General features: G+C 64.9%; 22 protein-coding genes. 11 read left to right on the forward strand and 11 right to left on the reverse strand.

Annotation, left to right across the window (positions count from 1 at the left end; genetic code table 11):
- Nucleotides 1-237: 237 nt before the first annotated feature.
- From dctP to dctM, 3 genes are all read left to right on the forward strand, one after another.
- Nucleotides 238-1,227 (forward strand): C4-dicarboxylate TRAP substrate-binding protein DctP, encoded by a 990-nt coding sequence (dctP, locus tag PVZ80_RS15625; RefSeq protein WP_273864175.1) that lies wholly within the window; start codon nucleotides 238-240, stop codon nucleotides 1,225-1,227.
- A gap of 89 nt (nucleotides 1,228-1,316) precedes the next feature.
- Nucleotides 1,317-1,949 (forward strand): TRAP transporter small permease, encoded by a 633-nt coding sequence (locus tag PVZ80_RS15630; RefSeq protein ID WP_041986451.1) that lies wholly within the window; start codon nucleotides 1,317-1,319, stop codon nucleotides 1,947-1,949.
- A complete protein-coding gene (gene dctM / locus PVZ80_RS15635) occupies nucleotides 1,949-3,232 on the forward strand; it encodes a C4-dicarboxylate TRAP transporter large permease protein DctM (protein WP_025809386.1) in 1,284 nt (427 codons plus the stop codon). The genes PVZ80_RS15630 and dctM overlap by 1 nt, the downstream gene beginning before the upstream one ends.
- Nucleotides 3,233-3,408: 176 nt before the next feature.
- Here the strand turns inward: dctM and PVZ80_RS15640 are convergent, their stop codons facing one another.
- The 3 genes from PVZ80_RS15640 to PVZ80_RS15650 form a co-directional block, all read right to left on the reverse strand.
- Nucleotides 3,409-4,026: a DNA-3-methyladenine glycosylase family protein gene (locus PVZ80_RS15640; RefSeq protein ID WP_273864176.1), complete on the reverse strand. Its 618-nt coding sequence runs from the start codon at nucleotides 4,024-4,026 to the stop codon at nucleotides 3,409-3,411.
- A gap of 86 nt (nucleotides 4,027-4,112) precedes the next feature.
- The gene (gene arsH / locus PVZ80_RS15645; RefSeq protein ID WP_009048542.1) at nucleotides 4,113-4,847 is read right to left on the reverse strand and encodes an arsenical resistance protein ArsH; all 735 of its coding nucleotides are present in this window, start codon (nucleotides 4,845-4,847) and stop codon (nucleotides 4,113-4,115) included.
- A complete protein-coding gene (locus PVZ80_RS15650; RefSeq protein WP_028682339.1) occupies nucleotides 4,847-5,317 on the reverse strand; it encodes an arsenate reductase ArsC in 471 nt (156 codons plus the stop codon). Before PVZ80_RS15650 ends, arsH begins: the two co-directional genes overlap by 1 nt.
- Before the next feature lie 306 nt (nucleotides 5,318-5,623).
- On the opposite strand from PVZ80_RS15650, the gene PVZ80_RS15655 reads away from it, so the two are divergent.
- Nucleotides 5,624-6,298 carry a methyltransferase family protein gene (locus PVZ80_RS15655; protein WP_273864177.1) on the forward strand — a complete coding sequence of 225 codons (675 nt, stop codon included), beginning with the start codon at nucleotides 5,624-5,626 and terminating at the stop codon, nucleotides 6,296-6,298.
- Nucleotides 6,299-6,357: 59 nt separating this feature from the next.
- Here the strand turns inward: PVZ80_RS15655 and PVZ80_RS15660 are convergent, their stop codons facing one another.
- The 7 genes from PVZ80_RS15660 to PVZ80_RS15690 form a co-directional block, all read right to left on the reverse strand.
- Entirely contained in the window at nucleotides 6,358-6,693 is a 336-nt protein-coding gene (locus tag PVZ80_RS15660; protein ID WP_009048545.1) for a hypothetical protein, read from the reverse strand.
- 58 nt (nucleotides 6,694-6,751) lie between these two features.
- Entirely contained in the window at nucleotides 6,752-8,833 is a 2,082-nt protein-coding gene (locus tag PVZ80_RS15665; RefSeq protein WP_273864178.1) for a hypothetical protein, read from the reverse strand.
- Nucleotides 8,826-9,599, reverse strand: coding sequence for a copper chaperone (locus tag PVZ80_RS15670; protein ID WP_273864179.1), 774 nt, complete (start codon nucleotides 9,597-9,599; stop codon nucleotides 8,826-8,828). Before PVZ80_RS15670 ends, PVZ80_RS15665 begins: the two co-directional genes overlap by 8 nt.
- Before the next feature lie 10 nt (nucleotides 9,600-9,609).
- The gene (locus PVZ80_RS15675; RefSeq protein WP_273864180.1) at nucleotides 9,610-11,094 is read right to left on the reverse strand and encodes a tyrosinase family protein; all 1,485 of its coding nucleotides are present in this window, start codon (nucleotides 11,092-11,094) and stop codon (nucleotides 9,610-9,612) included.
- A gap of 265 nt (nucleotides 11,095-11,359) precedes the next feature.
- Nucleotides 11,360-11,677, reverse strand: a complete 318-nt coding sequence (locus PVZ80_RS15680) for a DUF7693 family protein (RefSeq protein ID WP_103331357.1) — start codon at nucleotides 11,675-11,677, stop codon at nucleotides 11,360-11,362.
- A gap of 191 nt (nucleotides 11,678-11,868) precedes the next feature.
- A complete protein-coding gene (locus PVZ80_RS15685) occupies nucleotides 11,869-12,003 on the reverse strand; it encodes a hypothetical protein (RefSeq protein ID WP_016702627.1) in 135 nt (44 codons plus the stop codon).
- Between the two features lie 201 nt (nucleotides 12,004-12,204).
- Nucleotides 12,205-12,786, reverse strand: a complete 582-nt coding sequence (locus PVZ80_RS15690; protein ID WP_009048550.1) for a hypothetical protein — start codon at nucleotides 12,784-12,786, stop codon at nucleotides 12,205-12,207.
- A 544-nt stretch (nucleotides 12,787-13,330) separates the two neighbouring features.
- Here PVZ80_RS15690 and PVZ80_RS15695 point away from each other — a divergent pair.
- Nucleotides 13,331-14,662: an MFS transporter gene (locus PVZ80_RS15695; RefSeq protein WP_124354902.1), complete on the forward strand. Its 1,332-nt coding sequence runs from the start codon at nucleotides 13,331-13,333 to the stop codon at nucleotides 14,660-14,662.
- On the opposite strand, the gene PVZ80_RS15700 is transcribed toward PVZ80_RS15695, so the two are convergent.
- Nucleotides 14,659-15,567, reverse strand: coding sequence for a LysR family transcriptional regulator (locus tag PVZ80_RS15700; protein ID WP_009048552.1), 909 nt, complete (start codon nucleotides 15,565-15,567; stop codon nucleotides 14,659-14,661). The genes PVZ80_RS15695 and PVZ80_RS15700 overlap by 4 nt on opposite strands.
- Before the next feature lie 108 nt (nucleotides 15,568-15,675).
- Between PVZ80_RS15700 and mdlC the strand changes: the two genes are divergently transcribed.
- From mdlC to PVZ80_RS15730, 6 genes are all read left to right on the forward strand, one after another.
- Nucleotides 15,676-17,262 carry a benzoylformate decarboxylase gene (mdlC, locus tag PVZ80_RS15705; RefSeq protein WP_273864181.1) on the forward strand — a complete coding sequence of 529 codons (1,587 nt, stop codon included), beginning with the start codon at nucleotides 15,676-15,678 and terminating at the stop codon, nucleotides 17,260-17,262.
- Between the two features lie 91 nt (nucleotides 17,263-17,353).
- Nucleotides 17,354-18,787 carry an MFS transporter gene (locus PVZ80_RS15710; RefSeq protein ID WP_273864182.1) on the forward strand — a complete coding sequence of 478 codons (1,434 nt, stop codon included), beginning with the start codon at nucleotides 17,354-17,356 and terminating at the stop codon, nucleotides 18,785-18,787.
- Nucleotides 18,788-18,796: 9 nt separating this feature from the next.
- Nucleotides 18,797-19,735: a ketopantoate reductase family protein gene (locus tag PVZ80_RS15715; protein ID WP_273864183.1), complete on the forward strand. Its 939-nt coding sequence runs from the start codon at nucleotides 18,797-18,799 to the stop codon at nucleotides 19,733-19,735.
- A 75-nt stretch (nucleotides 19,736-19,810) separates the two neighbouring features.
- The gene (locus PVZ80_RS15720) at nucleotides 19,811-21,286 is read left to right on the forward strand and encodes an aldehyde dehydrogenase family protein (RefSeq protein ID WP_273864184.1); all 1,476 of its coding nucleotides are present in this window, start codon (nucleotides 19,811-19,813) and stop codon (nucleotides 21,284-21,286) included.
- 126 nt (nucleotides 21,287-21,412) lie between these two features.
- Nucleotides 21,413-22,666, forward strand: a complete 1,254-nt coding sequence (locus PVZ80_RS15725; RefSeq protein WP_101282292.1) for an OprD family porin — start codon at nucleotides 21,413-21,415, stop codon at nucleotides 22,664-22,666.
- A 340-nt stretch (nucleotides 22,667-23,006) separates the two neighbouring features.
- A complete protein-coding gene (locus tag PVZ80_RS15730; RefSeq protein WP_080710636.1) occupies nucleotides 23,007-24,308 on the forward strand; it encodes an IS4 family transposase in 1,302 nt (433 codons plus the stop codon).
- The last annotated feature ends 11 nt before the right edge of the window (nucleotides 24,309-24,319 follow it).

Consider the following 24,319-nt stretch of genomic DNA (forward strand, 5'->3'; position numbering starts at 1 on the left):
AGGCGAAAGGGGCGCTGGAAACCGTACCGGGAATGGCGGGCGATGGATTTAGGAGGAATCTGCAAGAGGCTGGGCAGGTGCTGATTCCGGCGTAGGGGAAATGGAATTTCAGAGGGGGATTGCCGAGCGCGCGCGGCGTTCGGCTGAGGCGAACGCGGGTATCAAAAATTCAAAATTCTCAATACGCGTGCCCTTAGGCACTCTGCGATCAACCACAACAATAAGAAGGTGAAGTCCATGTTCAAGCTCTCCCGGGCGTTGTTCTGTGCCGCCGCATTGCTGGGCGCCGGTCTCGCGCAGGCTGCCGACCCTATCGTGATCAAGTTCGCCCACGTGGTGGCGGAAAACACCCCCAAGGGCCAGGGCGCCCTGTTGTTCAAGAAGCTGGCCGAGGAGCGCCTGCCGGGCCGGGTCAAGGTCGAGGTGTACCCGAACTCCTCGCTGTTCGGCGACGGCAAGGAAATGGAGGCGCTGCTGCTGGGCGACGTGCAGTTGCTCGCGCCATCCCTGGCCAAGTTCGAGCAGTACACCAAGAAGGTGCAGATCTACGACCTGCCATTCCTGTTCGACAACCTCGCCGCCGTCGACCGTTTCCAGCACGCCGAGGGCAAGCAACTGCTGACCGCCATGCAGGACAAGGGCATCCTCGGCCTGGCCTATTGGCACAACGGCCTCAAGCAGCTGTCGGCCAACAAGAAACTGGTGGAACCCAAGGACGCCCGCGGCCTGAAGTTCCGCGTGCAGGCCTCCAGCGTGCTGGAGGAGCAGTTCAAGGCAGTGCGCGCCAACCCGCGCAAGATGAGCTTCGCCGAGGTCTACCAGGGCCTGCAGACCGGCGTGGTCAATGGCACCGAGAACACCTGGTCGAACTATGAAAGCCAGAAGGTCCACGAGGTGCAGAAGTACTTCACCGAGACCGACCACGGCCTGATCGACTACATGGTGATCACCAACGTCAAGTTCTGGACCGGCCTGCCGCCGGATGTGCGCGGCGAGCTGGAAAAAATCATGGCCGAGGTCTCGGTGGAGGTGAACAAGCAGGCCGAAGCCCTGAACCAGACCTCCCGGCAGAAGATCATCGATGCCAAGACCAGCGAAATCGTCGCCCTGACCCCCGAGCAGCGTAACGAGTGGCGCGAAGCCATGCGCCCGGTGTGGAAGAAATTCGAGGGCGATATCGGCGCCGACCTGATCCAGGCCGCCGAAGCCGCCAACCAGGCGCAATAACGACCTGCATCCCGGCCGCTGCGCTCGCAGCGGCCCATCGGCAGCCGCTACCGGGCTGCACTCCACTGGCACTTTCGCGGAGAACCTCAATGCACAGGCTGAGGCGGTTCTGGGAACATTTTGAAGAGGCGTTCATCGCCTTCCTGCTGGCGGCCATGACGCTGGTGACTTTCGTCTACGTGGTGCTCAACAACCTGTACCCGCTGTTCTATGCCATCGGCGATGCCTGGGAAGGGGGCAGCACGCTGTTCCTGGGGATCGGCGACTTCCTCATGGAGCTGGCCCAGGAGATGGTCTGGAGCGTGGCGCTGACCAAGATGCTGTTTGGCTGGCTGATCTTCTTCGGGATTTCCTACGGTGTGCGCACCGCCGGCCACCTGGGGGTGGACGCGCTGGTCAAGCTGGCCTCGCGCCCGGCCCAGCGCCTGCTGGCGGTGATCGCCTGCCTGTGCTGCATGGTCTACGCCGGGCTGTTCATGGTCGCCAGCTTCAAGTGGCTGATGGCGCTGATCCAGGCCGGCATCGAAGCCGAGGACCTGGACCAGTTCGGCATTCACCTGTCGCATATCGCGATGATCGTGCCCTTCGGTTTTGCCCTGGTGCTGATCCGCTACCTGGAAATCATGTGGCGCATCCTCATGCGCGGGCAGATCAACCTGGGCCTGGCCGATGAGGCGGCCGAGGCCAGCAAGCTTGCCAGTCACCACGAGGATCAGCACTGATGGCCATTCTCTGCCTGTTTCTGATGCTGTTCGTCTTCATGTTCCTCGGCGTGCCGATCGCCATTTCCCTGGGACTCGCCGGCGCCACCTCGATCCTGCTGTTCAGCCCGGACTCCTTGAGTTCCCTGGCGATCAAGCTGTTCGAAACCTCTGAGGCCTACACCTTGCTGGCGATCCCGTTCTTCCTGCTGTCCGGGGCCTTCATGACCACCGGCGGCGTGGCGCAGCGCCTGATCGATTTCGCCAATGCCTGCGTCGGGCACATCCGCGGCGGCCTGGCGATTGCCGCGGTGCTGGCGTGCATGCTGTTCGCCGCGCTGTCCGGTTCGTCGCCGGCAACGGTGGCGGCGGTGGGCTCGATTGCGGTGGCCGGCATGGTGCGTTCCGGTTACCCACGGGAGTTCGGCGCCGGGATCATCTGCAACGCCGGGACCCTGGGCATCCTGATCCCGCCGTCGATCGTCATGGTGGTGTACTCGGCGGCCACCGAAACCTCGGTGGGCAAGCTGTTCATGGCCGGGGTCGTCCCGGGGCTGCTGCTGGGCGTGATCCTGATGGTGGTGATCTACATCGTCGCGCGGATCAAGAAGCTGCCGGCGCAACCGCGGGTGTCGTTCCGCGAATGGCTGAGCACCGCGCGCCGGGCCTTCTGGGGCCTGCTGTTGCTGGTGATCATCCTCGGCGGCATCTACAGCGGCCTGTTCACCCCGACCGAAGCGGCGGCGGTGGCGGCGGTGTATTCGGCCTTCGTCGCGCTGTTCGTCTACAAGGACATGCGCCTGCGCGATTGCCCGAAAGTGCTGGTGGAGTCGGGCCGGCTGTCGATCATGCTGATGTTCATCATCGCCAACGCCATGCTCTTCGCCCATGTGCTGACCACCGAGCAGATCCCGCAGCAGATCACCACCTTTGTCATGGACGCCGGGCTGTCGCCCATCGGCTTCCTGCTGATGGTCAACGTGGTGCTGCTGGTGGCGGGCAGCTTCATGGAGCCCTCGGCCATCGTGCTGATCCTGGCGCCGATCTTCTTTCCGATCGCCATGAAACTGGGCATCGACCCGATCCACCTGGGCATCGTCATGGTGGTCAACATGGAAATCGGCCTGGTGCATCCGCCGGTGGGCCTGAACCTGTTCGTCACCTCGGCGGTGACCGGCCTGAGCCTGGGCCAGACCATCCGCGCGGCGCTGCCGTGGCTGATGATCCTGCTGGCATTCCTGATCCTGGTGACCTACGTGCCGTTCATTTCCCTGGCGCTGCCGAACTGGTTGGGGATGAACTGAAACGCTGGGCGTACATGGTCTCTGTAGGAGCCAAGCTTGCTGGCGATGAGGGCCTTTGGGGCGATGCTGTTCTTGAGATCGTCATCGCGGGCAAGCCTCGCTCCTACGGGGGCGTGGTGCGGAATCGAGATGGACACGTTTTTGTGGGCGCCAGGCTTGCCGCGATCAACCCTCGTTCAACGCGCCGGCACCCGCCACAGATACCAGGCCGCCACCGTGCGGTGCGGGCGCAAGGACAGGCCGATCTCGATCATCTGCTTGCGCGTCGGCTGCCGCTCCAGGCCCTTCAGGCGGCGGTAGCCTTCGCGCACGCCGAAGTCGTCGGCGGGCAGGATGTCCAGGCGTTCCAGGCTGTAGATCAGCAGCATCTCCACGGTCCAGCGACCGATGCCGCGCAGGCTGGTCAGGCGCTCGATCAGCGCCTCATCGTCCATGGCCCGGGCCGCTTGGTAATCCGGCACCACACCGCGCAAGGTCGCCTCGGCAATACCACGAATGGTGGCGATCTTGCCGGCGGAAAAACCGCAGGCACGCAACTGCTCGAAATCGGTGGCGAGGATTTGTTCGGGGGAGGGGAAGGCCGCCGGGCCATACAGGCCAAGAAAACGCCCGAGAATCGCATCGCCAGCGCGGGCGTGCAGCTGCTGATAGGCAATCGCCCGCACCAGCGCCTCACAGGGCTCGCGGGCCGGCTTGGCCTGGTGCAGGCACGGGCCGACCGCCTCGACATGACGAGCCCAGTCAGGGTCGAGCCCGGCCAGAAAGGCGCGGGCCTCAAGCAATGGATCGGGCATGGAAAGTCCTGGGCAATGGGCGTAGCCAGAGATTAACCAGCAATGCCCGGCGCTGCACTCGGTCTCTTGCGCTGGAATTGCCTGAGCTAGATCGAACGCTGATTGACCCGGCTGGACAGCGCCGCGGCGCTTTCCTTGCGTTCCGAGTAGCGGTCCACCAGCAGGTCGGCGCGGCCGCGCAGGAGCAGGGTGAACTTCATCAGTTCTTCCATCACATCCACCACCCGGTCGTAGTAGGGCGAGGCCTTCATGCGGTCGTGGTCATCGAATTCGAGAAAGGCCTTGGGCACCGAGGACTGGTTGGGGATGGTGAACATGCGCATCCAGCGGCCCAGCACGCGCAGCTGGTTGACCGTGTTGAACGACTGCGAGCCGCCGCAGACCTGCATCACCGCCAGGGTCTTGCCCTGGGTCGGGCGTACCGCGCCGAGGGTCAGGGGGATCCAGTCGATCTGCGCCTTGAACACCGCCGACATCGCGCCATGGCGTTCCGGCGAGCACCAGACCTGGCCTTCGGACCACAGCACCCGTTCGCGCAGTTCCTGGACCTTGGGGTGATCCACCGGCGCATCGTCCGGCAGCGGCAGGCCGCTGGGGTCGAAGATATAGGTTTCGGCGCCGAGGAATTCGAGAATGCGCGCCGCTTCCCGGGTCAGCAGGCGGCTGAACGAGCGCTCGCGGGTGGAGCCGTAGAGCAGCAGGATGCGCGGTTTGTGCGCGGCGGTTGCCGGGGTTTCCAGATGCTCCGGCGCCAAGGCTTGCAGCAGTTCAAGGTCAAGGGCGGACAGCTGTTCTTCGCTGGGCTTCTGGTCGTCGTTCATCACAGCGCTCCGATGCGGTCGAGGGCATTTTTCAGCTCGGTGGGCGAAAGGTGGTCGAGGTCCAGGGCGAAGAAGGCGGCGAAGCGCTGGCGGATTTTCTGCACGGTCTGCTCGAAGGCGGCCTGGATCGCCTGCTCATCGCCCTGGACCTCCGAAGGGTCCTCCAGCCCCCAGTGGCTTTTCAGCGCCGGGCCGAAATACACCGGGCAGGGCTCGCCACCGGCCTTGTCGCAGACGGTGATGACGATATCGGGCGGGCTGTCGGCGAAGGCTTCCGAACCTTTGCTGTACAGGCCTTTGGTGCTGACGCCGGCCTGTTCCAGGGTGGCCAGGGCGCGGGCGTTGAGCGTGCCGCTGGGGAAGCTGCCCGAGCTCACCGCGTGATGAGCGGCCGGCGCCAGATGGTTGAACAGGGCTTCGGAAAGAACGCTGCGGCAGCTGTTGGCGGTGCACATGAAGAGGATTTTCATCGGGGCTTCCGGGTAGAAGGATTGAGCCATGGGGTTAAACAGGCGTCACTGGCTTGAATATATGGTTATTCGAATATACGGATGCGAAGGCGCGTTGCCAAGCTGCCGATAGGGCCGGGCGACCGAACGCAAGCTGCGCGTCTCGGCCCGGAGCGGGCAGGGGGTTTACCCGGTGTTCTATGCTTCAGGTTCGGCGCAGGCCGAAGAGGCCAGGCCTGTCCATGAGGTTTACCGGGCCAGGCTTCATCTCTCTGCCTATGGGTGAACGCTATGCAAACCCCTTCCACACCTCGGGATCCGGACCCGATGTCGCGCGGCACGGCGATCGCCTATGCGATCGGCCTGCCGCTGGCGCTGCTGGGATTGATCTTCCTGCCGGCCGGCACGATCGCCTGGTGGCCCGGCTGGATATTCCTCGCCGTCATGACCCTGGGCTTTGGCGTTTCGGCCCTGGTGCTCGCCCGGGTCAACCCGGTGATCTACCGCGCGCGCAGCCGCTTCCAGGCGGGCACCAAAAGCTGGGACAAAAAACTGCTGGCGATCATCCTGCCGGCGATGGCAGCCGTGCTGCCGGTCGCCGCGCTCGATGCCGGGCGGCTGCAGGGCTCGGCTGTTCCGGCCTGGCTGGTGCTGGCGGGTTATCTGGCGGTGCTGGTGGGCATCGCAGTGACCGGCTGGGCGCAGGCGGTGAACCCGTTCTTCGAGCCGGGCGTGCGGATCCAGTCCGAGCGGCAGCAGCGGGTTATCGATAGCGGGCCTTACCGCTTTGTGCGGCATCCCGGGTATCTCGCCGCGCTGTGCCTGTTCTTCGGCATGGCGCTGGCGCTGGCTTCGTTCTGGGCACTGCTTCCCGCCGCGCTGGCAGCGGCGCTGCTGGTCCTGCGCACGTCATGGGAGGACCAGCTGTTGCAGGCCGAGTTGCCCGGTTATGCCGACTATTGCCAACGGGTACGCTGGCGCTTGTTCCCCTGCCTCTGGTAATGGCCGGGAGGCGCCAGGGCACGGCGCCTCCGCGGTAAAGCCATTGGCGGGGAGGGCCTCTACAGCAGCTGGTCGATCAACACCGCATTGCTATAGATCAGGCTGCCATCGCTGGCTCGATGCCCCACCAGGTGGAACTGGCCGCGGCCGTGCTGCAGGTAGACGCGCATCCGGCAGTCGGACAGGGGGGTGTACCCCTCGGGCATGATCAGCTCCATGGTGTCCATGTCGACGTCGACCATGGCCTCCTGTTCATGGGTTTTCTGCAGACGTTCCTCGGCTTCTTCCAGGCGCAGGTGCAGGGGACCATCGACGTAGAAATGGATCTCTCCCAGCGGCATGGATTTTTGCCCATCGCTGGACTTGCACCAGCCTTCGATCGTCAGGGCGCTCATGACGAGACCTCCATTGTGAATGTCGGGGCTTTGTGGCGCTGCCCCATTCTCAATGCCATCACTGTTCAGACCGCCGCGAGGGGCGGTTCGTTTCCTTGGCGGGCGCCTGGCGGGCTACCGCGGGTCGCGTCAGGTCTTCGCGGGCCGATGGCTGCAGGCGCCAGGCTTTTGCCAGCTTGCGGGCAGCCTTTTCTGGCAGCACCGTGGATCCGCTGTGCCGCACCGCCTTGGCATGCTCGGCAAGCCCTTCGACCAGTGCGGCCCATTCCGGCCGTGGGTCGTTGACATAGTCCCAGCCCAGCCCCAGCCAGGGGCAACGCCCACCGATCCAGGCCTGCACCGCGGGTGTCGCGCGCCGGATATAGTCGGGGGCCTTGGCCGCCTTGGGCCGGAGCGCGCGCGCCTTGACGGCCGGTATTTGCAGCTGTGGGGTGCCGTCTGGCTCCCGGGTCACCCGCATGGCCCCGAGCAAGGCGATGTCGAAAGGCACCGGCTGGCCCTGGGCGGCATAGAAATACGCCAGGCGCCGGATGCTGTCGTAGTCGGCAACGGCGCGGTACAGGTAGGCGCAGATCACCCCCAGCATGGGGTCGGCATGCTTTTTATGGCACACGCCGGCGGCGAACTGGTCGATGTCTTCGGCCTGTAGCCGGCCAGCGGCGAAATCGTCGATCGCGCCGAGCATCGCCAGGTATCTGTCGGGGGCCTTGGGCATTCCGTAGGCCTGGAAAATATCGCCGAGGGGGCTGGGCATCACCACGGCGTACTGACCCGCATAAGGCACCACCGGCGTGAAGGTGCCGTCGGCCAGCGCCACCAGGACCGGCATCCCCTGGGGATTGCTGGGGGCGTGGAACGTCTCGAACAGCGAGGTGCTGTCCAGTCGCTCGATCGGGTTGCGGGACAAGAGCTTCGCGCCCTCGCCGTAGACGATCAGGTTGGCCTCGCCGGGGTCGCCGATCTGTTTCATCCTGCGGCGAACCTCGGTGGCCGCGGACTGGCGCATCTCGGCGGCGGCATCCGCTTCCAGGCGCTGGACCAGCGCCTTGACCTTCTGTTTCTTCTCGGGAAAGCGCGGGCTCTGCTGGCGGAGCACCACCAGGTCCTGCAGCAGCTCCTTGCTGGAGTCGGGAATGCTGATTATCTGGTCGGCGGGAACTGTCAGGTCGTGCTGCTTGAGCCCGAAATCGCTGCCGAGCATGCGCTCGCGAAAGGCCGCATCGCTGTGGACCCGCTCAAGGTTATGCTCGGCGGAATCCACCGGGCCGGCCGCCGGGGACGGCCCCATGGTGGCGGCGTTGCCCGCGGCTGGCCAGGGCTGCAACCCGGCGGGGCCCGGCAACGGCTGGGCGGTGTTGTAGAGCACGGCCGGTTCCGGATCGACCAGGCACTGCGGGTTGAGCTTGAGGCGATATTCTTTCGCCCGCTCGGTGGTGCGCGAGCGCACGCACATGCCGAGGGTCGCGGTGGTGATCAGGCCATTGCTGATGGCGGTCGGCTCGATGCCCCACAGCGCATCGGCGATCACCCCGGAGAACACGCATTTGCCCGGAGCGCCGGACATCGGCTCGGACACCATGTAACCCAGCTGTCCGTCCTGGCAGGCAGCGAGGCGATCGAACCTGGGGTTTTCCACTTGCGTGCCTTGCACGACGATCCCGCGCACCGCATCCAGTCGCGTCAGGTCGAGGTTTTTCGGCGCTTCGCGGCAGGCATCGGTGATCAGGGTGATGCGCTGCACGCCATGCAGCAGCAACTCGGTGTAGAACGAGTCGGCCAGGACCCGGTATTTCTGGCGCAGCGAGTCGCTGAACAGCCAGGAGATCGAGCCGATATTCGCGTCGGTCAGGCCATGGCCGCAAAACGCCAGGATCAATTGCTCGACCACTTCGGCGCCCGCGGGGAACAGCTCGTCCACCGCTTGTTGCACCCGCTCGCGGGTGACCGGATTGCCCTGGCCGTCTATGGGGCCGTCGTCGACGATCCTGACGTTGTCGGCGCCGAAGCCCGAGCGCAACGCCCAGTCGCCGATCGAACGGGCGGCAAGCACGGCGCCGTCCAGGTAGGCGAAACGTAGTGTCTGGTTGGGTAGCGGCGTCAGCGTGCTCACGCCGATCGTCAGGCAGGTCCGTCTAGTCATGGGCGTGCGCCACCTTGCGCGTCATAAGGAGCCAGAGATCGAGTCGAGGGAGAATCGCTGGCCAGTGCCAGCGCGGCCGATCGCCCGGTGCCAGGCGTTCGACCAGCATGATGGCCCCGGCCACCAGCATCAGTGGAATGTGCCAGGCCCCGCCCAGCAGCGGCACCAGCATCCAGGCCCAGCACGAAGCGATGCACAAGGCCCCGTGGGTTGCGCCGAACACCAGGCAATCGCGGTCGGCGGCCCAGCCGAACAGGCCGATCCGGCGCAGGCGGTGGCCACGGTTGAGCGCCGTGCGTTGCCACGGGCTGGCACTCCACAGCAGGGCAGCCAGCAGGGCCGTGGCCAGTGCCGCGCCGGCGACGCTCAGTTGCAGCAGCAAGGCGAGCCCCATCAGCAGCGGCCCGGCGGCCATCCATAAGATCGTGTAACCGAGCAGGAAGCCGAGCGCCGCACGGATGCGCCGGCGCGGCAGGCTGGAGTGCCAGATATGCAGGAGCGGCATCGCCAGCAGGGGCGGCATCATCGCCAGCAGCATCAGGGCCCAGTCCGCCAGCATCTGCTGCGCCGGGTTCAGCGCCAGTTCCGCTTTCAGCGCGGTGGGCCAGCTGGTGACGATGGACAGCCCCTCCACGGAACTGCAGAAGGCGGGAAGGCTGCGGTGCCCGGCGGTGTAGAGGCACAGGGCCAGGCCCAGCCCGGCCGTCGCGAACAGCAACGGCCAGGGCGCCCGGGTGAAGCTGAGCAAGACCGGTCCGGGTTGCATGAGGCGTGACTCAGCTGACGATACCACTGCGCTTGAGCACGCTGATCCGCTCCACGGTCACCGGTTTATCCGCCGAGACCTGCTCGCCCGGGACCAGGGTCACCCGCAGATAGTCCGGGTTGAAGTCGCCGGCATCGGTCAGGCGCTGGGCCAGGTCGGTGATGTCGATGGTATAGCCGAGGCCGTGGCCGCCGTGCCCACCGTCCGGGCGCGAGGCGACGTTCAGCCCGAACAGCGTCAGGCTGCCGGCATGGCACTCGGGATGCTGCTGCGGATCGCTGTCTTTCGGCAGGTTGATGTAGACCGCAAGCTGCGGCGAGGGCGCGGAGCCGCGCACCGATTCCAGCGCCAGGTAGAGCCGGGTCACCGGCTGGCCCAGGTCCGTCGCGCCCATCGCGGCGATGCCGGTGCTGGTGGCCTGGCGGTCGAGGTCGACCTGGGTGCGTACTGGCGAGCCGCCGACCGTGACCACCGATCGGTTGGCGCCGATCGGTTCGATGTTCTGTTGTTCCGGCGCACCCATCTTGACCCGTGTCACAGCCTCTACTCCTGGTTTCACGCCCGTACCGATGCTCAAGTCGGCATAACGCGGATGCAATTTGCCATCCTTCAACGTGTCGCGGCCGGTGAATTTCATGCCAGGGTCACCGCCACCGACCGTCGGCATGATGAAACGGCGGTCGGCCGGGCCGTCGAGCCAGCGCGGATCGCGGACCATGGTCTTGCCCGGGGTGTTCATCCAGGCTTCCCAGAGCCGGTCGACGTTGCAGTGGTGCAACCAGAAGATCGGGTCCAGGGCGGCGAGGTACGGGTCGGCCATGAAGCCTTCGCCACCGCCGATCAGGCGATGCACGGTGTTGTGCGGGTTGTTCTCCAGGTCGCCGGTCCAGCGGGCGAACTGGGCGAAATTGCCGGTGACCCCGCCACCGAAGCCGATGCTGCCGTCATTGCCGACCTGGAAATCGTTCTCTTGCATCGCCGCCAGGCTGAAGGCATCGAGGGAGTTCGGCCGCAGCGTGGTAAAGCCCTGCCGGCGAGGATATTTCTTCAGCGGGTTGGGGCTGCCGTCCGGCAGGGTGTCCGCCAGGAACGCCTCCGGAGCCCGCCGCGCGTCCGGGTTTTTGCTATTGAGGTAGTTCCAGTACGGAAGCGCCCAGTCGTCGCCCGTCAGTTCCTTGACCTTGGCCGCGACGATCGCCTCGAAGGCCGCCAGGTAACCGCGGTGCCAGGACAGGAAGTACCAGCTGCCGTGCTGGCACTGGCTGCCGTAGGTAAAGTTGGTCAGGTCCTTGGGAACCGGATCGGAATCGCCCAGGACATTGACCTCGACCCACAACTGCCGATCGAAGCCGTGGATGGCGCCGAGGAATTTCCAGCTGTTGCGGTTGGTGATCGGTAGTTTGTCCAGTTCGCGCATGGCCAGCGCGTAATTGAGCAGGACCTTGTTGTCCCATCCGGAGCCGAGTGTTGCCACATCCTGTCGAATCGTGTTCATGAATGCACCTTCCTTGCAGCATCAGGCCAGGTGGCGCGTGTGGCGCCACACCCCTCGCAATCCTTTGCCGCTGGCGACTTCATGTTCACGGCGGAACTGCGCTCATGAGGCCCGCTGTGCTGGTGCGCGCCTCTGCGAAAATGAGTATAGAAGCCCGGCAAAAACGCCATGGCCGATTCCCGTTATCCCGATGAACGACACGGGTTTTGGCTCCTTAAGCAGACGGGCGGGGGATTGGCCTGGGTGTAATGGAAGGCGCCTTTGTTCACAACGCCTGCAGCAGGCGCTGCAACTGCTGGTGTTCCCAGATGCTCAGCAGCTTGACCGGGTCGGTGCCGTAGCGCTGCCAGGCGTCGAGCGTCCCGCCCCGGCCATCCGGCGAATGGCATTGCTCGCAATGGCTCAGGGTCTGGCCATGGTTGACCAGGGTCAGGGTCCAGCCTTCGATATCGAGCCGCACCTGCCAGCTGTCGTCCGCCAGCAAAACGCGGTGGCTCGATGGACCCAGGGTGCGGGTGCCGAGCGCCAGTTCCCTGAGTACCTGACAGATTTCCCGGGCGGTGAGGGTGGGAGTGCTTTGCATAGAGACGATCTCGGGCATGGACGGCGGCTATTTTGCCATTGTTGCCGGCCAGCATCGGGCGGGATGACTGATTTCTTGAGCGGAAAAAAATGCCCGTATCGCGAGAGACGGGCATTTTTCATGGGCCTCCACCTGGTCCAGGCGGGGCTGGCCGGAAGGCCATCAGCGGTATTCAAAGAAGGGGGCAAGGCTTACTTGGCGGACTTTCGCACGCTGGACGAACGCCAGGCCTTTTCTTCCCCTGGATGCTGCACGGTCAGGTAGGCCCTCACGCCCAGTCCTGCCAGACAAAAGACCATGCCTGCGATGAATTGAAATGTAGTCATGACATGCCTCCAAAACAACCAACAGGGGACCATCTCATTTAAGCGGTGCCGGGGCCAGCCGGAGTTGTTACAGGTTGTCTAAGGACGAGGTCATTCCGCTGATGCAGGAGGGCGTAACGGCAACGGTGCTGGTTCGGGGTTCAGCTGGTCGGCACCCGGGCTGGTGCTGCGGCGTCGACTCGCCAATCCCGGCCGAGGATGTCAGAAGATCACGTCCCAGTCCTTGCGGGTAAAGGCGCTGATCTGGCTGTAGCGGCCACCTTCGGAGCCGATGTTCAGGTCGCCATTGAAATCGGGATAGATCACTCGCCCGCTGGACAGCGGCAGCAGCGCCACCTTGAGTTTCTCTTGCGGGCTGGAGGTGAACTTCAGGTCGTCAATGTTCGGTGCCATATGGGGCAGAGCATAACGTGCCCGCTTCAGCTCGCCGACATAGCTGTAGATCATCGGGGTCTGGTGGTCCTGGCCCCGGGGGCGGTAGGTCTGTGAGTAGCCGATGATGGTCAGGGTCCGGCCCTTGATCTCGACAAACATGAAGTCCGGGGTCTTCTCGGTGATTTTCGTGCTGTCTTCCAGCAATCGCATGGCTTCGACACCCGTGATCAGGCTGTTGTCTTCATGACCGCTACTGTCGTAGGCGTGAAAGCCGTTGAGCTCGGTCATGGCCCGGATCAGCAGCTCCTTGGACGGATCAGGGTGCATCCAGCGGATGGGGCGGTCGCAACCGCCGAGTAGCAACATGGGCAGGGCAAGCAGCAGGGCGAACAGCGGACGGCTAGTCATGGGGCGGGAGATTCCTTTCAGTGGGTGATACGTCTGGGAGCAACGACGGGCATGGTCGCGCACCTCAGGCGGACTGTCATTCGGTAGATGACAGGTTGTGCGGGTTGCCTACATAACGTTGAGGTTATTGGATCCAATAAATCGGGATTCTTTAGCCGCACACAGCCACAAGATCATCAACAGTCTGTGCCGGCTGAGTCTGGTCGATAATCGCCCGAAAAAATCGATAGATGATTGTTTTAATAAACGATTGATTTCTATTGAGTAAATAAAAGCATCTCAGTATTTCTCCATGGATTTCAGTCGTCTTTCCAGGGATTGGTTCAATCTCACCTATTGTTAATGGATCCATTGGATGGTTGATTAGCCACCTGGCGATGGCGGGTCCCTCCCGACCGTCCCCCGATAAAAACTACAAGAAGGGTCTCGTCATGAATGGCTTATCAAGGGCGCGGAACTGCCTGGGTTCCGTCCGCCGTCTGTCTGTGTGCACGCTGCTGTTTTCCCTCTCGCTGTCGCCGCTATGCGCTGGGGAGGTGCGGTCATGACGCTCGACCTGAAGAGCCGCGTGGACAGCGGCCCGATGAGCGCCTTCCAATGCCTGGCCATCGGCATCTGCATTGTCTTGAACATGATCGACGGTTTCGACGTGCTGGTGATGGCTTTCACCGCGGCCTCGGTATCGGCCGAGTGGGGCTTGAACGGGGCGCAGGTCGGCCTGTTGCTCAGCGCCGGATTGTTCGGCATGGCGGCGGGTTCGCTGTTTATCGCGCCCTGGGCCGATCGGTTCGGCCGGCGTCCGCTGATCCTGTTCTGCCTGGCGCTGTCCGGGCTCGGCATGCTGCTCTCGGCCCTGAGCCAGACTCCCTTGCAACTGGCGCTGTTGCGCGGCCTGACCGGGCTGGGCATCGGCGGCATCCTGGCCAGCAGCAACGTGATCGCCAGCGAGTATTCCAGCAAGCGCTGGCGCGGCCTGGCGGTCAGCCTGCAATCCACCGGTTATGCCCTGGGCGCCACCCTGGGCGGGCTGTTGGCGGTGTGGTTGCTGGGCCATTGGGGCTGGCGCTCGGTGTTCCTGTTCGGCGGTGCGGTGACCTGGCTGGTGATTCCCCTGGTGCTGCTGTGGCTGCCCGAATCCCTGGACTTCCTGCTTGCCCGCCGCCCCGGCAATGCCCTGGCGCGGGTCAATCGCCTGGCCCGGCGCCTGGAGCAGCCCGAGCTTGAACAGTTGCCGCCAGAGCAGCCCAGGCAACCCGGCGCGCCCAGCGGTTTCGGCCAGTTGCTGGCGCCGGCGATGCGCCGCACCACCTTGCTGATCTGGCTGCTGTTTTTCCTGGTGATGTTCGGCTTCTACTTCGTCATGAGCTGGACCCCGAAACTGCTGGTGGCCGCCGGGCTGTCGGCGCAGCAGGGGATCACCGGCGGGGTGCTGCTCAGCGTCGGCGGGATCTTCGGCGCGGCGCTGATCGGCGGCCTGGCCTCGCGCTGGCCGCTGGGCCGGGTGCTGGCGCTGTTCATGCTGATCACCGCCGGCCTGCTGGTGCTGTTCGTCGGCTCGGCCTCGTCGATTGCCGCGGCGCTCGGCCTGGGGTTGCTGATCGGGCTGTTTTCCAACGGCTGCGTGGCCGGCCTCTATGCGCTGTCGCCGATGGTCTATGACGCCTCGGTGCGCGCCACGGGCGTTGGCTGGGGCATTGGCATCGGTCGCATCGGCGCGATTCTCTCGCCGACCGTGGCCGGCTTCCTGCTGGATGGCGGCTGGCAGCCGCTGCATCTGTACGGGGTGTTTGCCAGTGTGTTCGTGATTGCCGCCGGCTGCCTGTTGCTGCTCAAGCCGGCCCGGGCCCGGGCGCAGCCGGCGATGGCCAGCGTCTAGCCCTGGCTCTGGCCCTGGCCGCTGATGATGGCGTCGGCGATGGTGTCGCAGAACCAGCGCAGGGCGGCGGAGCTGTCGCTGTTGGGATGCCAGTTCAGGGACACGGCGAACTCGGCCACCGGGAACGGCAGTTCGAGCAGCTTCAGCTCGCCTTCATGGATGAACAGCCGGGCGATCTGCGCCGGCAGCACCGCCAGCAGGTCGGTGCCGGGAATGATTTTCGGCAGCACCGAGAAGTGCGGCACATGCAGGCTGATGCGCCGTTCCACGTTCATGTTTTTCAGCACGTCTTCGACATTGCCGTGGCCGGTGGTGCGGGTCACGGCGACGTGCCGTTCGGCGAGGAACTGTTCCAGGCTCAACTGCTGGTCGATGCGCGGGTGGCCGGTGCTGAGCAGGCACACATAACGCTCGTGCATCAGCACTCGGCTGCGGACGCCGGGGACCGGCTGGCGGCAGATCGCGGCATCGACCTTGCCGCTGGCCAGCCACTCGCCGACCTGGTCCACCTGCAGGGGCAGGACCTCGACTTCGGCCAGCGGCGCGTCCTGGTTCAAGCGCGCGAGGATCAGCGGCAGAAAGCCGATTTCGCCGAGGTCGGAGAGGGCGATGCGAAAGCGCCGCTCGGTGCTCGCCGGGTCGAAGTGGCGACAGCCCTGCACGGTGCTTTCGATGCGGGTCAGGGATTCGCGCAAGGGGCCGTACAACTGCTCGGCGACAAAGGTTGGCTGGATGCCGTCGCGGGTGCGGCTGAACAGGGCGTCGTCGAACAGCTCGCGCAGGCGCGCCAGGCCATAGCTGACCGAGGGCTGGGTGACGAACAGGCGCTCGGCGGCCAGGGTCACGCTGCGGGCTTCGTAGAGGGTGACGAAGGTGCGGATCAGGTTCAGATCGATGTGGCTCATGGCGCCCCTGGGATATAGACAGGTCTTATTTTTGATAGAGATAGTATCGATTTGATCAATTTCTTAGCGGCTGCAAGAGTAACCCGAAATCCAATAACAAGGGTCCTTATGAAAACCGTTCACTCTGCGTCCTACGAGATTCTTCGCGAGCAAGGCCTGACCACCATCTTCGGCAACCCTGGCTCCAACGAGCTGCCGTTTCTCAAGGGGTTTCCCGAGGACTTCCGCTACATCCTCGGCCTGCACGAAGGCGCGGTGGTCGGCATGGCCGACGGTTATGCCCTGGCCACTGGCAAGCCGACCTTCGTCAACCTGCATGCCGCCGCCGGTACCGGCAACGGCATGGGCGCGCTGACCAATGCCTGGTACTCCCACAGCCCGCTGGTGATCACCGCCGGGCAGCAGGTGCGCTCGATGGTCGGCGTGGAAGCGATGCTGGCCAACGTCGATGCGGCGCAACTGCCCAAGCCCCTGGTCAAGTGGAGCCACGAGCCGGCCTCGGCCCAGGACGTGCCGCGCACCCTGAGCCAGGCGATCCATATGGCCAGCCTGGCGCCACGCGGGCCGGTGTATGTGTCGATTCCCTATGACGACTGGGCCTGCGCGGCGCCGGCCGGGGTCGAGCATCTGGCGCGGCGCCAGGTGGCCAACGCCGGCCTGCCTTCGGCGGCGCAACTGCAAGCGCTGGCCGAGCGCCTGGCGGCGGCACGTAGCCCGGTGCTGGTGCTCGGCCCGGATGTCGACGGCAGTGGCAGCAACGGCCTGGCGGTGCAGCTGGCGGAAAAACTGCGGATGCCGGCCTGGGTCGCGCCTTCCGCTTCGCGTTGCCCGTTCCCCACCCGTCATCCGTGCTTCCGTGGCGTGCTGCCGGCGGCCATCGCCGGGATCAGCCGCTGCCTGGCCGAGCACGACCTGATCCTGGTGGTGGGCGCCCCGGTGTTCCGCTACCACCAATACGCCCCGGGCGATTACCTGCCGGCGAACTGTGAACTGGTGCACCTGACTTGCGATCCGGGCGAGGCGGCGCGGGCGCCCATGGGTGATGCGCTGGTGGGCGACATCGCCCTGACCCTCGAAGCCCTGGTCAACGTGCTGCCACAGAGCGAACGGCCGCTGCCGAGCGCCTTGCCGCTGCAGGCGCCGGTGCGCGAGGAGGGCGGCCTGCTGCGCCCGGAAACGGTGTTCGACCTGATCGACCAGCTGGCGCCGCGGGACGCGATCTACGTCAAGGAATCCACCTCCACCGTCGGCGCGTTCTGGCAGCGGGTGGAGATGAGCGAGCCCGGCAGTTACTTCTTTCCCGCCGCCGGCGGTCTCGGCTTCGGCTTGCCGGCCGCGGTCGGCGTGCAACTGGCGACGCCCGGGCGGCGGGTGGTGGCGATCATCGGCGACGGCTCGGCCAACTACGGCATCACCGCGCTGTGGACCGCTGCCCAGTACGGCATCCCGGTGGTGTTCATCATTCTCAAGAACGGCACCTACGGCGCGCTGCGCTGGTTCGCCGATGTGCTGCAGGTCAGCGATGCGCCGGGGCTGGACGTGCCGGGCCTGGACTTCTGCGCCATCGCCCAGGGCTACGGCGTGCAGGCGCAGCATGCGGCGACCCGCGCCGAGTTCGCCGCCGCCTTCAGTGCGGCCCTGGCCGGCAATCGCCCGGTACTGATCGAGGTGCCGACCCTGACCATCGAACCCTGATTCTCAAGGACTGAGCTTGTGCCGGGCTGCAGGCCCGGCAATGCCAACCGCGCCTTGCGCACACTCACCACAACAATAAAAAGAGGTGGCTATGAACACGACTTCGGTCAGTGAAGTGATGGAGGGGACGCCCCGGCAATCGCGGCCTGTTGCCGGCAGTGCCGATATCGGCACCTTGCTCGATGACGGGCCCTACACCGGGATGCAGAAGATCGTGGTGTTGCTGGCCGCGCTGTCGATCGTGATGGACGGTTTCGACGGTCAGCTCATAGGTTTCGCCATACCGCTGATGATCAAGGAATGGGGGATCACCCGCGAGGCCTTCGCCCCCGCGGTGGCCGCCGGGCTGATCGGCATGGGTATCGGCAGTGCCTGCGCCGGGCTGTTCGCCGACCGTTTCGGCCGGCGCATGGCGGTCATCGCCAGCGTGATCCTGTTCGGCACCGCGACCTGCGCCATCGGCCTCTCGCCGGATGCGCTGACCGTGGCGGCGCTGCGCTTTATCGCCGGGCTGGGCATCGGTGGTGCCTTGCCCAGCGCCACCACCATGACCGCCGAATTCACCCCGGCGCGCCGACGCACCCTGGCGGTCACGGCGACCATCGTCTGTGTGCCCCTGGGCGGGATGCTGGCGGGGCTGTTCGCCTCCCACGTACTGCCGCTGTATGGCTGGCGCACGCTGTTCTTTATCGGCGGTAGCCTGCCCATCGTGCTGGGCCTGTTGCTGCTGGCGACCTTGCCGGAGTCGCCGCGTTTCCTGGCGCGCCGGCCGCAGCGTTGGGGCGAGTTGACCGCGCTGCTGGGACGCATGGGCCGACCCATGCCCGAGGGCGTGCGCTACACCGATGCGCTGGAGCAGAAGAGCGAGCAGCAGGGCGGCTTCCGTGCCTTGTTCGCCCCCGGCTACGGGCGCGATACGGTGGCGGTCTGGGTGGCGTTCTTCATGTGCCTGACCGCCGTCTACAGCGCCTTCAGCTGGCTGCCGACCATGCTCCTGGCCGAAGGCTTGCCGCTGGCGCTGGCCAGTTCGGGCCTTACCGCCTACAACCTGGGCGGGGTGATCGGCGCGCTGGTCTGTGCGGTCGCCATGACCCGCTGGGGTTCGTTCTGGCCGCTGCTGATCTGCTGCGCCGGTGGCGCGGCCAGCGCCTTCGCCATGCAGGCGGTAGACGTCGACCAGAACACCAGCCTGCTGATCTTCGGCTTTGGTGTACATGGCCTGTTCGTCAACGCCGTGCAGTCCACCCTCTATGCGCTGTGCGCCTTCATTTATCCCACTGCCGTGCGTGCCACCGGCACCGCATCGGCCCTGGCCTTCGGGCGCATGGGCGCGATCCTCAGCGCCTTCGTCGGCGCCACGGTGATCACCCAGGGCGGCGCCCATGGCTATCTGACGTTGCTGGGAACGGTGATGGTCTTGGCGCTGATCGCCCTGGTGCTGGTGCGCCGCCATATTCCCCGGCGGGTGCCTGGATCAGCCCGGGCCGCCAAGCAGCACCTTGCCGATCAACCCTCACAGCCATAAGGAGGTTCGATGAACATCAGCATTCTCGGAGCGGGGGCCATGGGCTCGCTGTTTGGCGGCCTGCTGGCGGAAAGCGGGCAGCAGGTCACGCTGCTGGACATCAACGACGCGCACCTGGAGGCGATCCGCCGCCAGGGTTTGCGCCTGGAGACCGACAGCGGCGACCGACGCATCGGCGGCCTGAGCGCCTGCCGGCCAGAGCAGGTGGCGGGCCAGCCTGACCTGCTGCTGGTCTTCACCAAGGCCCAGCACACCGACAGTGCGCTGCGCAGCATTGCCGGCCATATCGGCGAGCACAGTCTGGTGCTGACCCTGCAGAACGGCCTGGGCAACGCCGAAGCGCTGTGCCGCCATGTCGCCCCGCAGCGGGTGATGATCGGCATGACCACCTGGCCCGCCGACATGGCCGGGCCGGCCCATGTTCGCTCCCATGGCCAGGGCGTGGTCCGGCTGATGTCGCTGGAGGGTGTCGAACGCCAGGCCAGCAACCAGGTGGCTGCGGTGCTGGAGGCGGCGGGGCTGCAATGCGCGGTGGACCCGCAGGTCTGGACCTCGATCTGGGAGAAGGTGGCGTTCAACGCGGCCTTGAACAGCCTGTGCGCCGTCACCGGCTGCACGGTGGGGCAACTGGATGCCGCGCCGGAAGGCGTGGCGCTGGCCCGGGCCATCGTGCTGGAGGTGCTCAGCGTCGCGCAGTCGGTGGGGGTGGCAACGGATGCGCAGCGCTGCCTGGAGACGGTGGCCTATGCCATCGCCCACCACCGGACGCACAAGCCGTCGATGCTGCAAGACGTGCTGGCCGGACGGCCCACGGAAATCGGCGCGATCAATGGCGAGGTCCTGGCCAGGGCGCGCCAGGCCGGCATCGCCGTGCCGCACACCGAAACCCTGCTGGGGCTGCTGCGCCTGATCGAGGCGCGGGCGGCCACCGGAGGCGGTCATGAATAACCCTGCCAACCCGGTTCGACGCCCTGAGTCGCGAGCCCCCCTTTCCTGTGAGTCCTGCCTTCGAGGAGTTTTGTCATGAGTGAGTCTCCAGCTGTCTACAGCGATCTGCACCTGCAACCCATCGCCGGGGAGTGGCGCGCCGGCGCTGCTGGCAAAACCCTGGCGGTGAGCAACCCGTTCGATGGCACGCTGTTGCTGGAAGTGGCCCAGGCCAACCGCGCGGACCTGGATGCCGCCTATGCCAAGGCCGCCGAAGTGCAGCCGCAATGGGCGGCGCTCGGGCCGTCGGCACGGGCGGCGGTGCTGCATCAGGTGGTGGCGGTGTTCGACCGGCGCCGCGAGGAAATCGTCGACTGGATCATTCGCGAGTCCGGCAGCACCCGGCTCAAGGCGCAATTGGAGTGGGGCGCGGCGCGGGCCATCGCCCTGGAGTCGGCGTCGTTCCCGGCGCGGGTCCATGGCCGTATTCTCGAGTCCGATGTGCCGGGCAAGGAGAGCCGGGTCTATCGCAGTGCCCTGGGGGTGGTCGGGGTCATCAGCCCGTGGAACTTCCCGCTGCACCTGACCCAGCGCTCCATCGCCCCGGCGCTGGCTTTGGGCAACGCGGTGGTGGTCAAGCCGGCCAGCGATACGCCGGTGTGCGGCGGCCTGCTGCTGGCGAAGATTTTCGAGGAGGCCGGCCTGCCGGCGGGCGTGCTCAGCGTGGTGGTGGGGGCGGGTAGCGAGATCGGCGATGCCTTTGTCGAGCATCCGGTTCCCTCGCTGATCACCTTCACCGGTTCGACTCCGGTGGGTCGTGGCATCGGCCGTATCGCCAGCGGCGGCGCGCACCTCAAGCACGTGGCCCTGGAACTGGGCGGCAACAGCCCGTTCGTGGTCCTGGCCGACGCCGATCTCGAGCAGGCGGTGAACGCGGCGGTGTTCGGCAAGTTCCTGCACCAGGGGCAGATCTGCATGGCGGTCAACCGGATCATTGTCGACGACAGCCTCTACGATGCCTTTGCCCAGCGCTTCGTCGAACGGGTCAAGGGTCTCAAGGTCGGCGATCCGCAATCGATCGAGACGGTCATCGGCCCGGTGATCAATGCGCGGCAGTTGCAAGGCCTGCGGGAGAAGATCGAACTGGCCCGCCGCGAAGGCGCTGAGCCGCTCTACGAGGGCGGGGCCCAGGGCAACCTGCTGGCGCCCCATGTCTACGGCGAGGTCACAGCCGACATGGACCTGGCGCGCAATGAAATCTTCGGCCCGCTGGTGGGGCTGCTGCGCGCGCGGGACGAGACCCATGCCCTGGAGCTGGCCAACGCCAGCGAGTTCGGCCTGTCCAGCGCGGTGTTCAGTCGCAACCTGGAGCGTGGGGTGAACTTCGCCCGACAGATTCGCGCGGGCATGACCCATATCAACGATATCCCGGTGAACGACGAGGCCAACGCGCCCTTTGGTGGGGAAAAGAACTCGGGGCTCGGGCGCTTCAACGGCGACTGGGCGATCGATGAGTTCACCCGCGATCACTGGATCAGCGTGCAGCACTCGGCGCGTCGTTATCCCTTCTGATGCGTTGAGCTGACGATCTCGCCCGGCCCCTGAACAAGGCCGGGCATTCTTGCAGCCGATAGGAGGCGGGCCTGGAGCGGCCTGTCGGGGAACGGCTGCGCCTATGCAAAGCGGAGAACAATAATAATGAACACCCCTCACTGCATCCTCGCGCGTTCGCTGGCCGCGGCTTCATTGGCACTGGGCACGGGCCTGCCGGCCTGGGCCGAAGAAGGCGGCTTTTTCGACGACGCCAAGACTGACCTGGTGCTGCGCAACTATTACTTCAATCGGGACTTTCGCGACCCGGGGGCGGCCAAGAGCAAGGTCGAGGAATGGGCCCAGGGTTTTATCCTCAAGTTCAATTCCGGCTACACCCCGGGCGTCGTCGGGTTCGGCCTGGACGGCATCGCCATGTTCGGCGTCAAGCTCGACAGCGGGCGCGGCACCAGTGGTTCGGAGCTGTTGCCAGTGCACGACGACGGGCGCGCGGCGGACAACTACGGCCGCGCCGGCGTGGCGGCGAAAATGCGTATTTCCGCCACTGAATTGAAGGTTGGCGAGTTGCTGCCGGACATTCCGCTGCTGCGCTACGACGACGGCCGGCTGCTGCCGCAGACCTTCCGCGGGGCGATGCTCGATTCGCGGGAAATCGCCGGGCTGGGGTTGCAGGCCGGGCAGTACCGTTCGGTGAGCCTGCGCAACTCCTCGGACATGCAGGACCTCTCGGCCTGGGCCGCGCCCGGGGTGACCTCCGACGGCTTCACCTATGCCGGCGCCGAGTACCGCTTCAACCAGCAGCGCACGCTGGTCGGTGCCTGGCATGCGCAGTTGGAAGACATCTATCAGCAAAGCTACTTCAACTTGCTGCACAAGCAGCCGGTGGGCGACTGGGTGCTGGGGGCGAACCTCGGTTATTTCATCGACAAGGATGACGGCCAGGCGCGCATCGGCGAGATCCGGAGCCGCACTGCCTATGCCTTGCTCTCGGCCTCAACCGCCGGGCATACCCTGTACCTGGGCTTGCAGAAGGTCAGTGGCGACAGCCCGTGGATGTCGGTGTACGGCAGCAGCGGCCGGACCCTGGGCAACGATATGTTCAACGGCAACTTCAGCAACGCCGACGAGCGTTCCTGGCAGGTGCGTTATGACTACAACTTTGCCGCCATGGGCGTGCCGGGGTTGTTGGCCATGGTGCGCTATGGGCATGGCGAGAATGCCACGACCAAGGTCGGGAGCAATGGCAAGGAGTGGGAGCGCGATACGGAGGTGGGGTATACCTTTCAGAGTGGGAGTCTGAAGAATCTCAGTGTGCGGGTGAATAACGCTACCAATCGGCGCAGCTTTAACAGCGACTTTGATCAGACTCGGGTGATTGTCAGCTATCCGTTGTCGTTCTGAACCTTCCAGCTCCGTCGCGGGTAGGCGCGGCCGGTCGACGCTCGATTGTCCGCGATGATGTCTGTTTTGGCGCTGCCGTTTTGATGGCGTACATGTCATGGCAGGCACGTTTGCAGGCTTCTGTAGGAGCGAGGCTTGCCCGCGATAGCGTCGGCTCTGGCACTGCACTTTTTGGACGGTGTACATATCCATTCCTGCGGTCACGGCGGCTTAGGGTTCCGCCCTTACGGCCATCCCTTTCAAGGTCTTGGGTAAAATCCGCTGAAATTCAGTCAGGAAGACCCGAACGATGTGGGCCGATGTACTAGCGCGATTCGAGAAAAAAGCACCTGCCAGCGTGATGGCCAAACTTGCCTTGGAGCAAGCCATTGCGCCGGAGTGGGTCGATCAGGTTTTCGAAGAACACCGGCAACGGCAGTACTCCCGCGAATTGCTGTTCTCAACCATCGTTAAGCTCATGTCCCTTGTTTCATTGGGCTTGAAGCCGTCATTACATGCCGCGGCCAAGCAACTGGAGGATCTTCCGGTTAGCCTGGCGGCCCTTTACGACAAGGTCAGCCGTACCGAACCGGCTCTGTTGCGCGCCTTGGTCACAGGTTGCGCGCAGCGCCTGACTCCGACGATCAAGGAGTTGGGGGGCTCAGCCATGCTGCCCGATTGGCAGGTTCGGGTGGTAGACGGCAGCCACCTGGCGTCCACCGAAAAGCGCCTTGGAGCACTACGGCACGAGCGCGGAGCGGCTCGTCCCGGATTCTCGGTCGTGGTCTACGATCCCGACCTGGATCAGGTCATTGACCTGCAACCCTGCGAAGACGCCTACGCAAGCGAGCGAGTCTGCGTGTTGCCGCTACTGTCCGATGCCAAGACGAACCAGGTTTGGATCGCTGATCGGCTCTACTGCACGCTTCCTGTAATGGAGGCCTGTGAACAAGTGAAAACGTCATTTGTCATTCGCCAGCAGGCCAAGCACCCGCGCCTGATTCAAGAGGGCGAGTGGCAAGCATCTTTGCCTGTTGCAACAGGTACGGTGCGTGAACAAAGCATTGAGGTAAGAGGGGGGCATCAGTGGCGACGCATCGAGTTGACGCTCCATTCACCAAACGACTCAGGTGACCGCAGTTTGATGTTCTGGAGCAACCTGCCCGAGAGCATCAGCGCACCGCAGATCGCGGACTTCTATCGCCGTCGTTGGAGTATTGAAGGGATGTTCCAGCGACTGGAAGCCATTCTGGAAAGTGAAATTGAATCTCTCGGCAGTCCACGAGCTGCCTTGCTTGGATTCACCACTGCCGTGCTGGCGTACAACGTACTGGCCTTGCTCAAGCGCAGCGTCGAACACGCTCATCGAGAGACTCAGCCTGAGGGCTGGGAGGCTTCGATCTATCACTTGGCGATCCAGGTCAGAGCTGGATATGAGGGCATGCAGATCGCTCTGCCCGTCGAATATCTACCGATCGTCTCAATGGAAAAACTGGCCCAGCGCTTGTTGGAATTAGCCAAGAACATTCAACCCAAGCAAGTCGCCAAAAGCCAACGAGGCCCCAAGGTACCCAAGCCCAGGACATGGGTTCAAGGGACGGCGGTACATGCCCACGTTTCAACAGACAGGGTCATCAAGGCTGCCAAAACGAAAAGACCTTGAAAGGGATGGCC

Origin of the sequence: Pseudomonas sp. B3G-3 (genome assembly GCF_028640915.1) — a bacterium.
GTDB lineage: Bacteria > Pseudomonadota > Gammaproteobacteria > Pseudomonadales > Pseudomonadaceae > Aquipseudomonas > Aquipseudomonas chlororaphis_I.

Coding starts and splice junctions, on each gene's coding strand:
- dctP (WP_273864175.1), top strand. CDS start 238: ATGTTCAAGCTCTCCCGGGCGTTGTTCTGTGCCGCCGCATTGCTGGGC.
- PVZ80_RS15630 (WP_041986451.1), top strand. CDS start 1,317: ATGCACAGGCTGAGGCGGTTCTGGGAACATTTTGAAGAGGCGTTCATC.
- dctM (WP_025809386.1), top strand. CDS start 1,949: ATGGCCATTCTCTGCCTGTTTCTGATGCTGTTCGTCTTCATGTTCCTC.
- PVZ80_RS15640 (WP_273864176.1), bottom strand. CDS start 4,026: ATGCCCGATCCATTGCTTGAGGCCCGCGCCTTTCTGGCCGGGCTCGAC.
- arsH (WP_009048542.1), bottom strand. CDS start 4,847: ATGAACGACGACCAGAAGCCCAGCGAAGAACAGCTGTCCGCCCTTGAC.
- PVZ80_RS15650 (WP_028682339.1), bottom strand. CDS start 5,317: ATGAAAATCCTCTTCATGTGCACCGCCAACAGCTGCCGCAGCGTTCTT.
- PVZ80_RS15655 (WP_273864177.1), top strand. CDS start 5,624: ATGTCGCGCGGCACGGCGATCGCCTATGCGATCGGCCTGCCGCTGGCG.
- PVZ80_RS15660 (WP_009048545.1), bottom strand. CDS start 6,693: ATGAGCGCCCTGACGATCGAAGGCTGGTGCAAGTCCAGCGATGGGCAA.
- PVZ80_RS15665 (WP_273864178.1), bottom strand. CDS start 8,833: ATGACTAGACGGACCTGCCTGACGATCGGCGTGAGCACGCTGACGCCG.
- PVZ80_RS15670 (WP_273864179.1), bottom strand. CDS start 9,599: ATGCAACCCGGACCGGTCTTGCTCAGCTTCACCCGGGCGCCCTGGCCG.
- PVZ80_RS15675 (WP_273864180.1), bottom strand. CDS start 11,094: ATGAACACGATTCGACAGGATGTGGCAACACTCGGCTCCGGATGGGAC.
- PVZ80_RS15680 (WP_103331357.1), bottom strand. CDS start 11,677: ATGCAAAGCACTCCCACCCTCACCGCCCGGGAAATCTGTCAGGTACTC.
- PVZ80_RS15685 (WP_016702627.1), bottom strand. CDS start 12,003: ATGACTACATTTCAATTCATCGCAGGCATGGTCTTTTGTCTGGCAGGA.
- PVZ80_RS15690 (WP_009048550.1), bottom strand. CDS start 12,786: ATGACTAGCCGTCCGCTGTTCGCCCTGCTGCTTGCCCTGCCCATGTTG.
- PVZ80_RS15695 (WP_124354902.1), top strand. CDS start 13,331: ATGACGCTCGACCTGAAGAGCCGCGTGGACAGCGGCCCGATGAGCGCC.
- PVZ80_RS15700 (WP_009048552.1), bottom strand. CDS start 15,567: ATGAGCCACATCGATCTGAACCTGATCCGCACCTTCGTCACCCTCTAC.
- mdlC (WP_273864181.1), top strand. CDS start 15,676: ATGAAAACCGTTCACTCTGCGTCCTACGAGATTCTTCGCGAGCAAGGC.
- PVZ80_RS15710 (WP_273864182.1), top strand. CDS start 17,354: ATGAACACGACTTCGGTCAGTGAAGTGATGGAGGGGACGCCCCGGCAA.
- PVZ80_RS15715 (WP_273864183.1), top strand. CDS start 18,797: ATGAACATCAGCATTCTCGGAGCGGGGGCCATGGGCTCGCTGTTTGGC.
- PVZ80_RS15720 (WP_273864184.1), top strand. CDS start 19,811: ATGAGTGAGTCTCCAGCTGTCTACAGCGATCTGCACCTGCAACCCATC.
- PVZ80_RS15725 (WP_101282292.1), top strand. CDS start 21,413: ATGAACACCCCTCACTGCATCCTCGCGCGTTCGCTGGCCGCGGCTTCA.
- PVZ80_RS15730 (WP_080710636.1), top strand. CDS start 23,007: ATGGCCAAACTTGCCTTGGAGCAAGCCATTGCGCCGGAGTGGGTCGAT.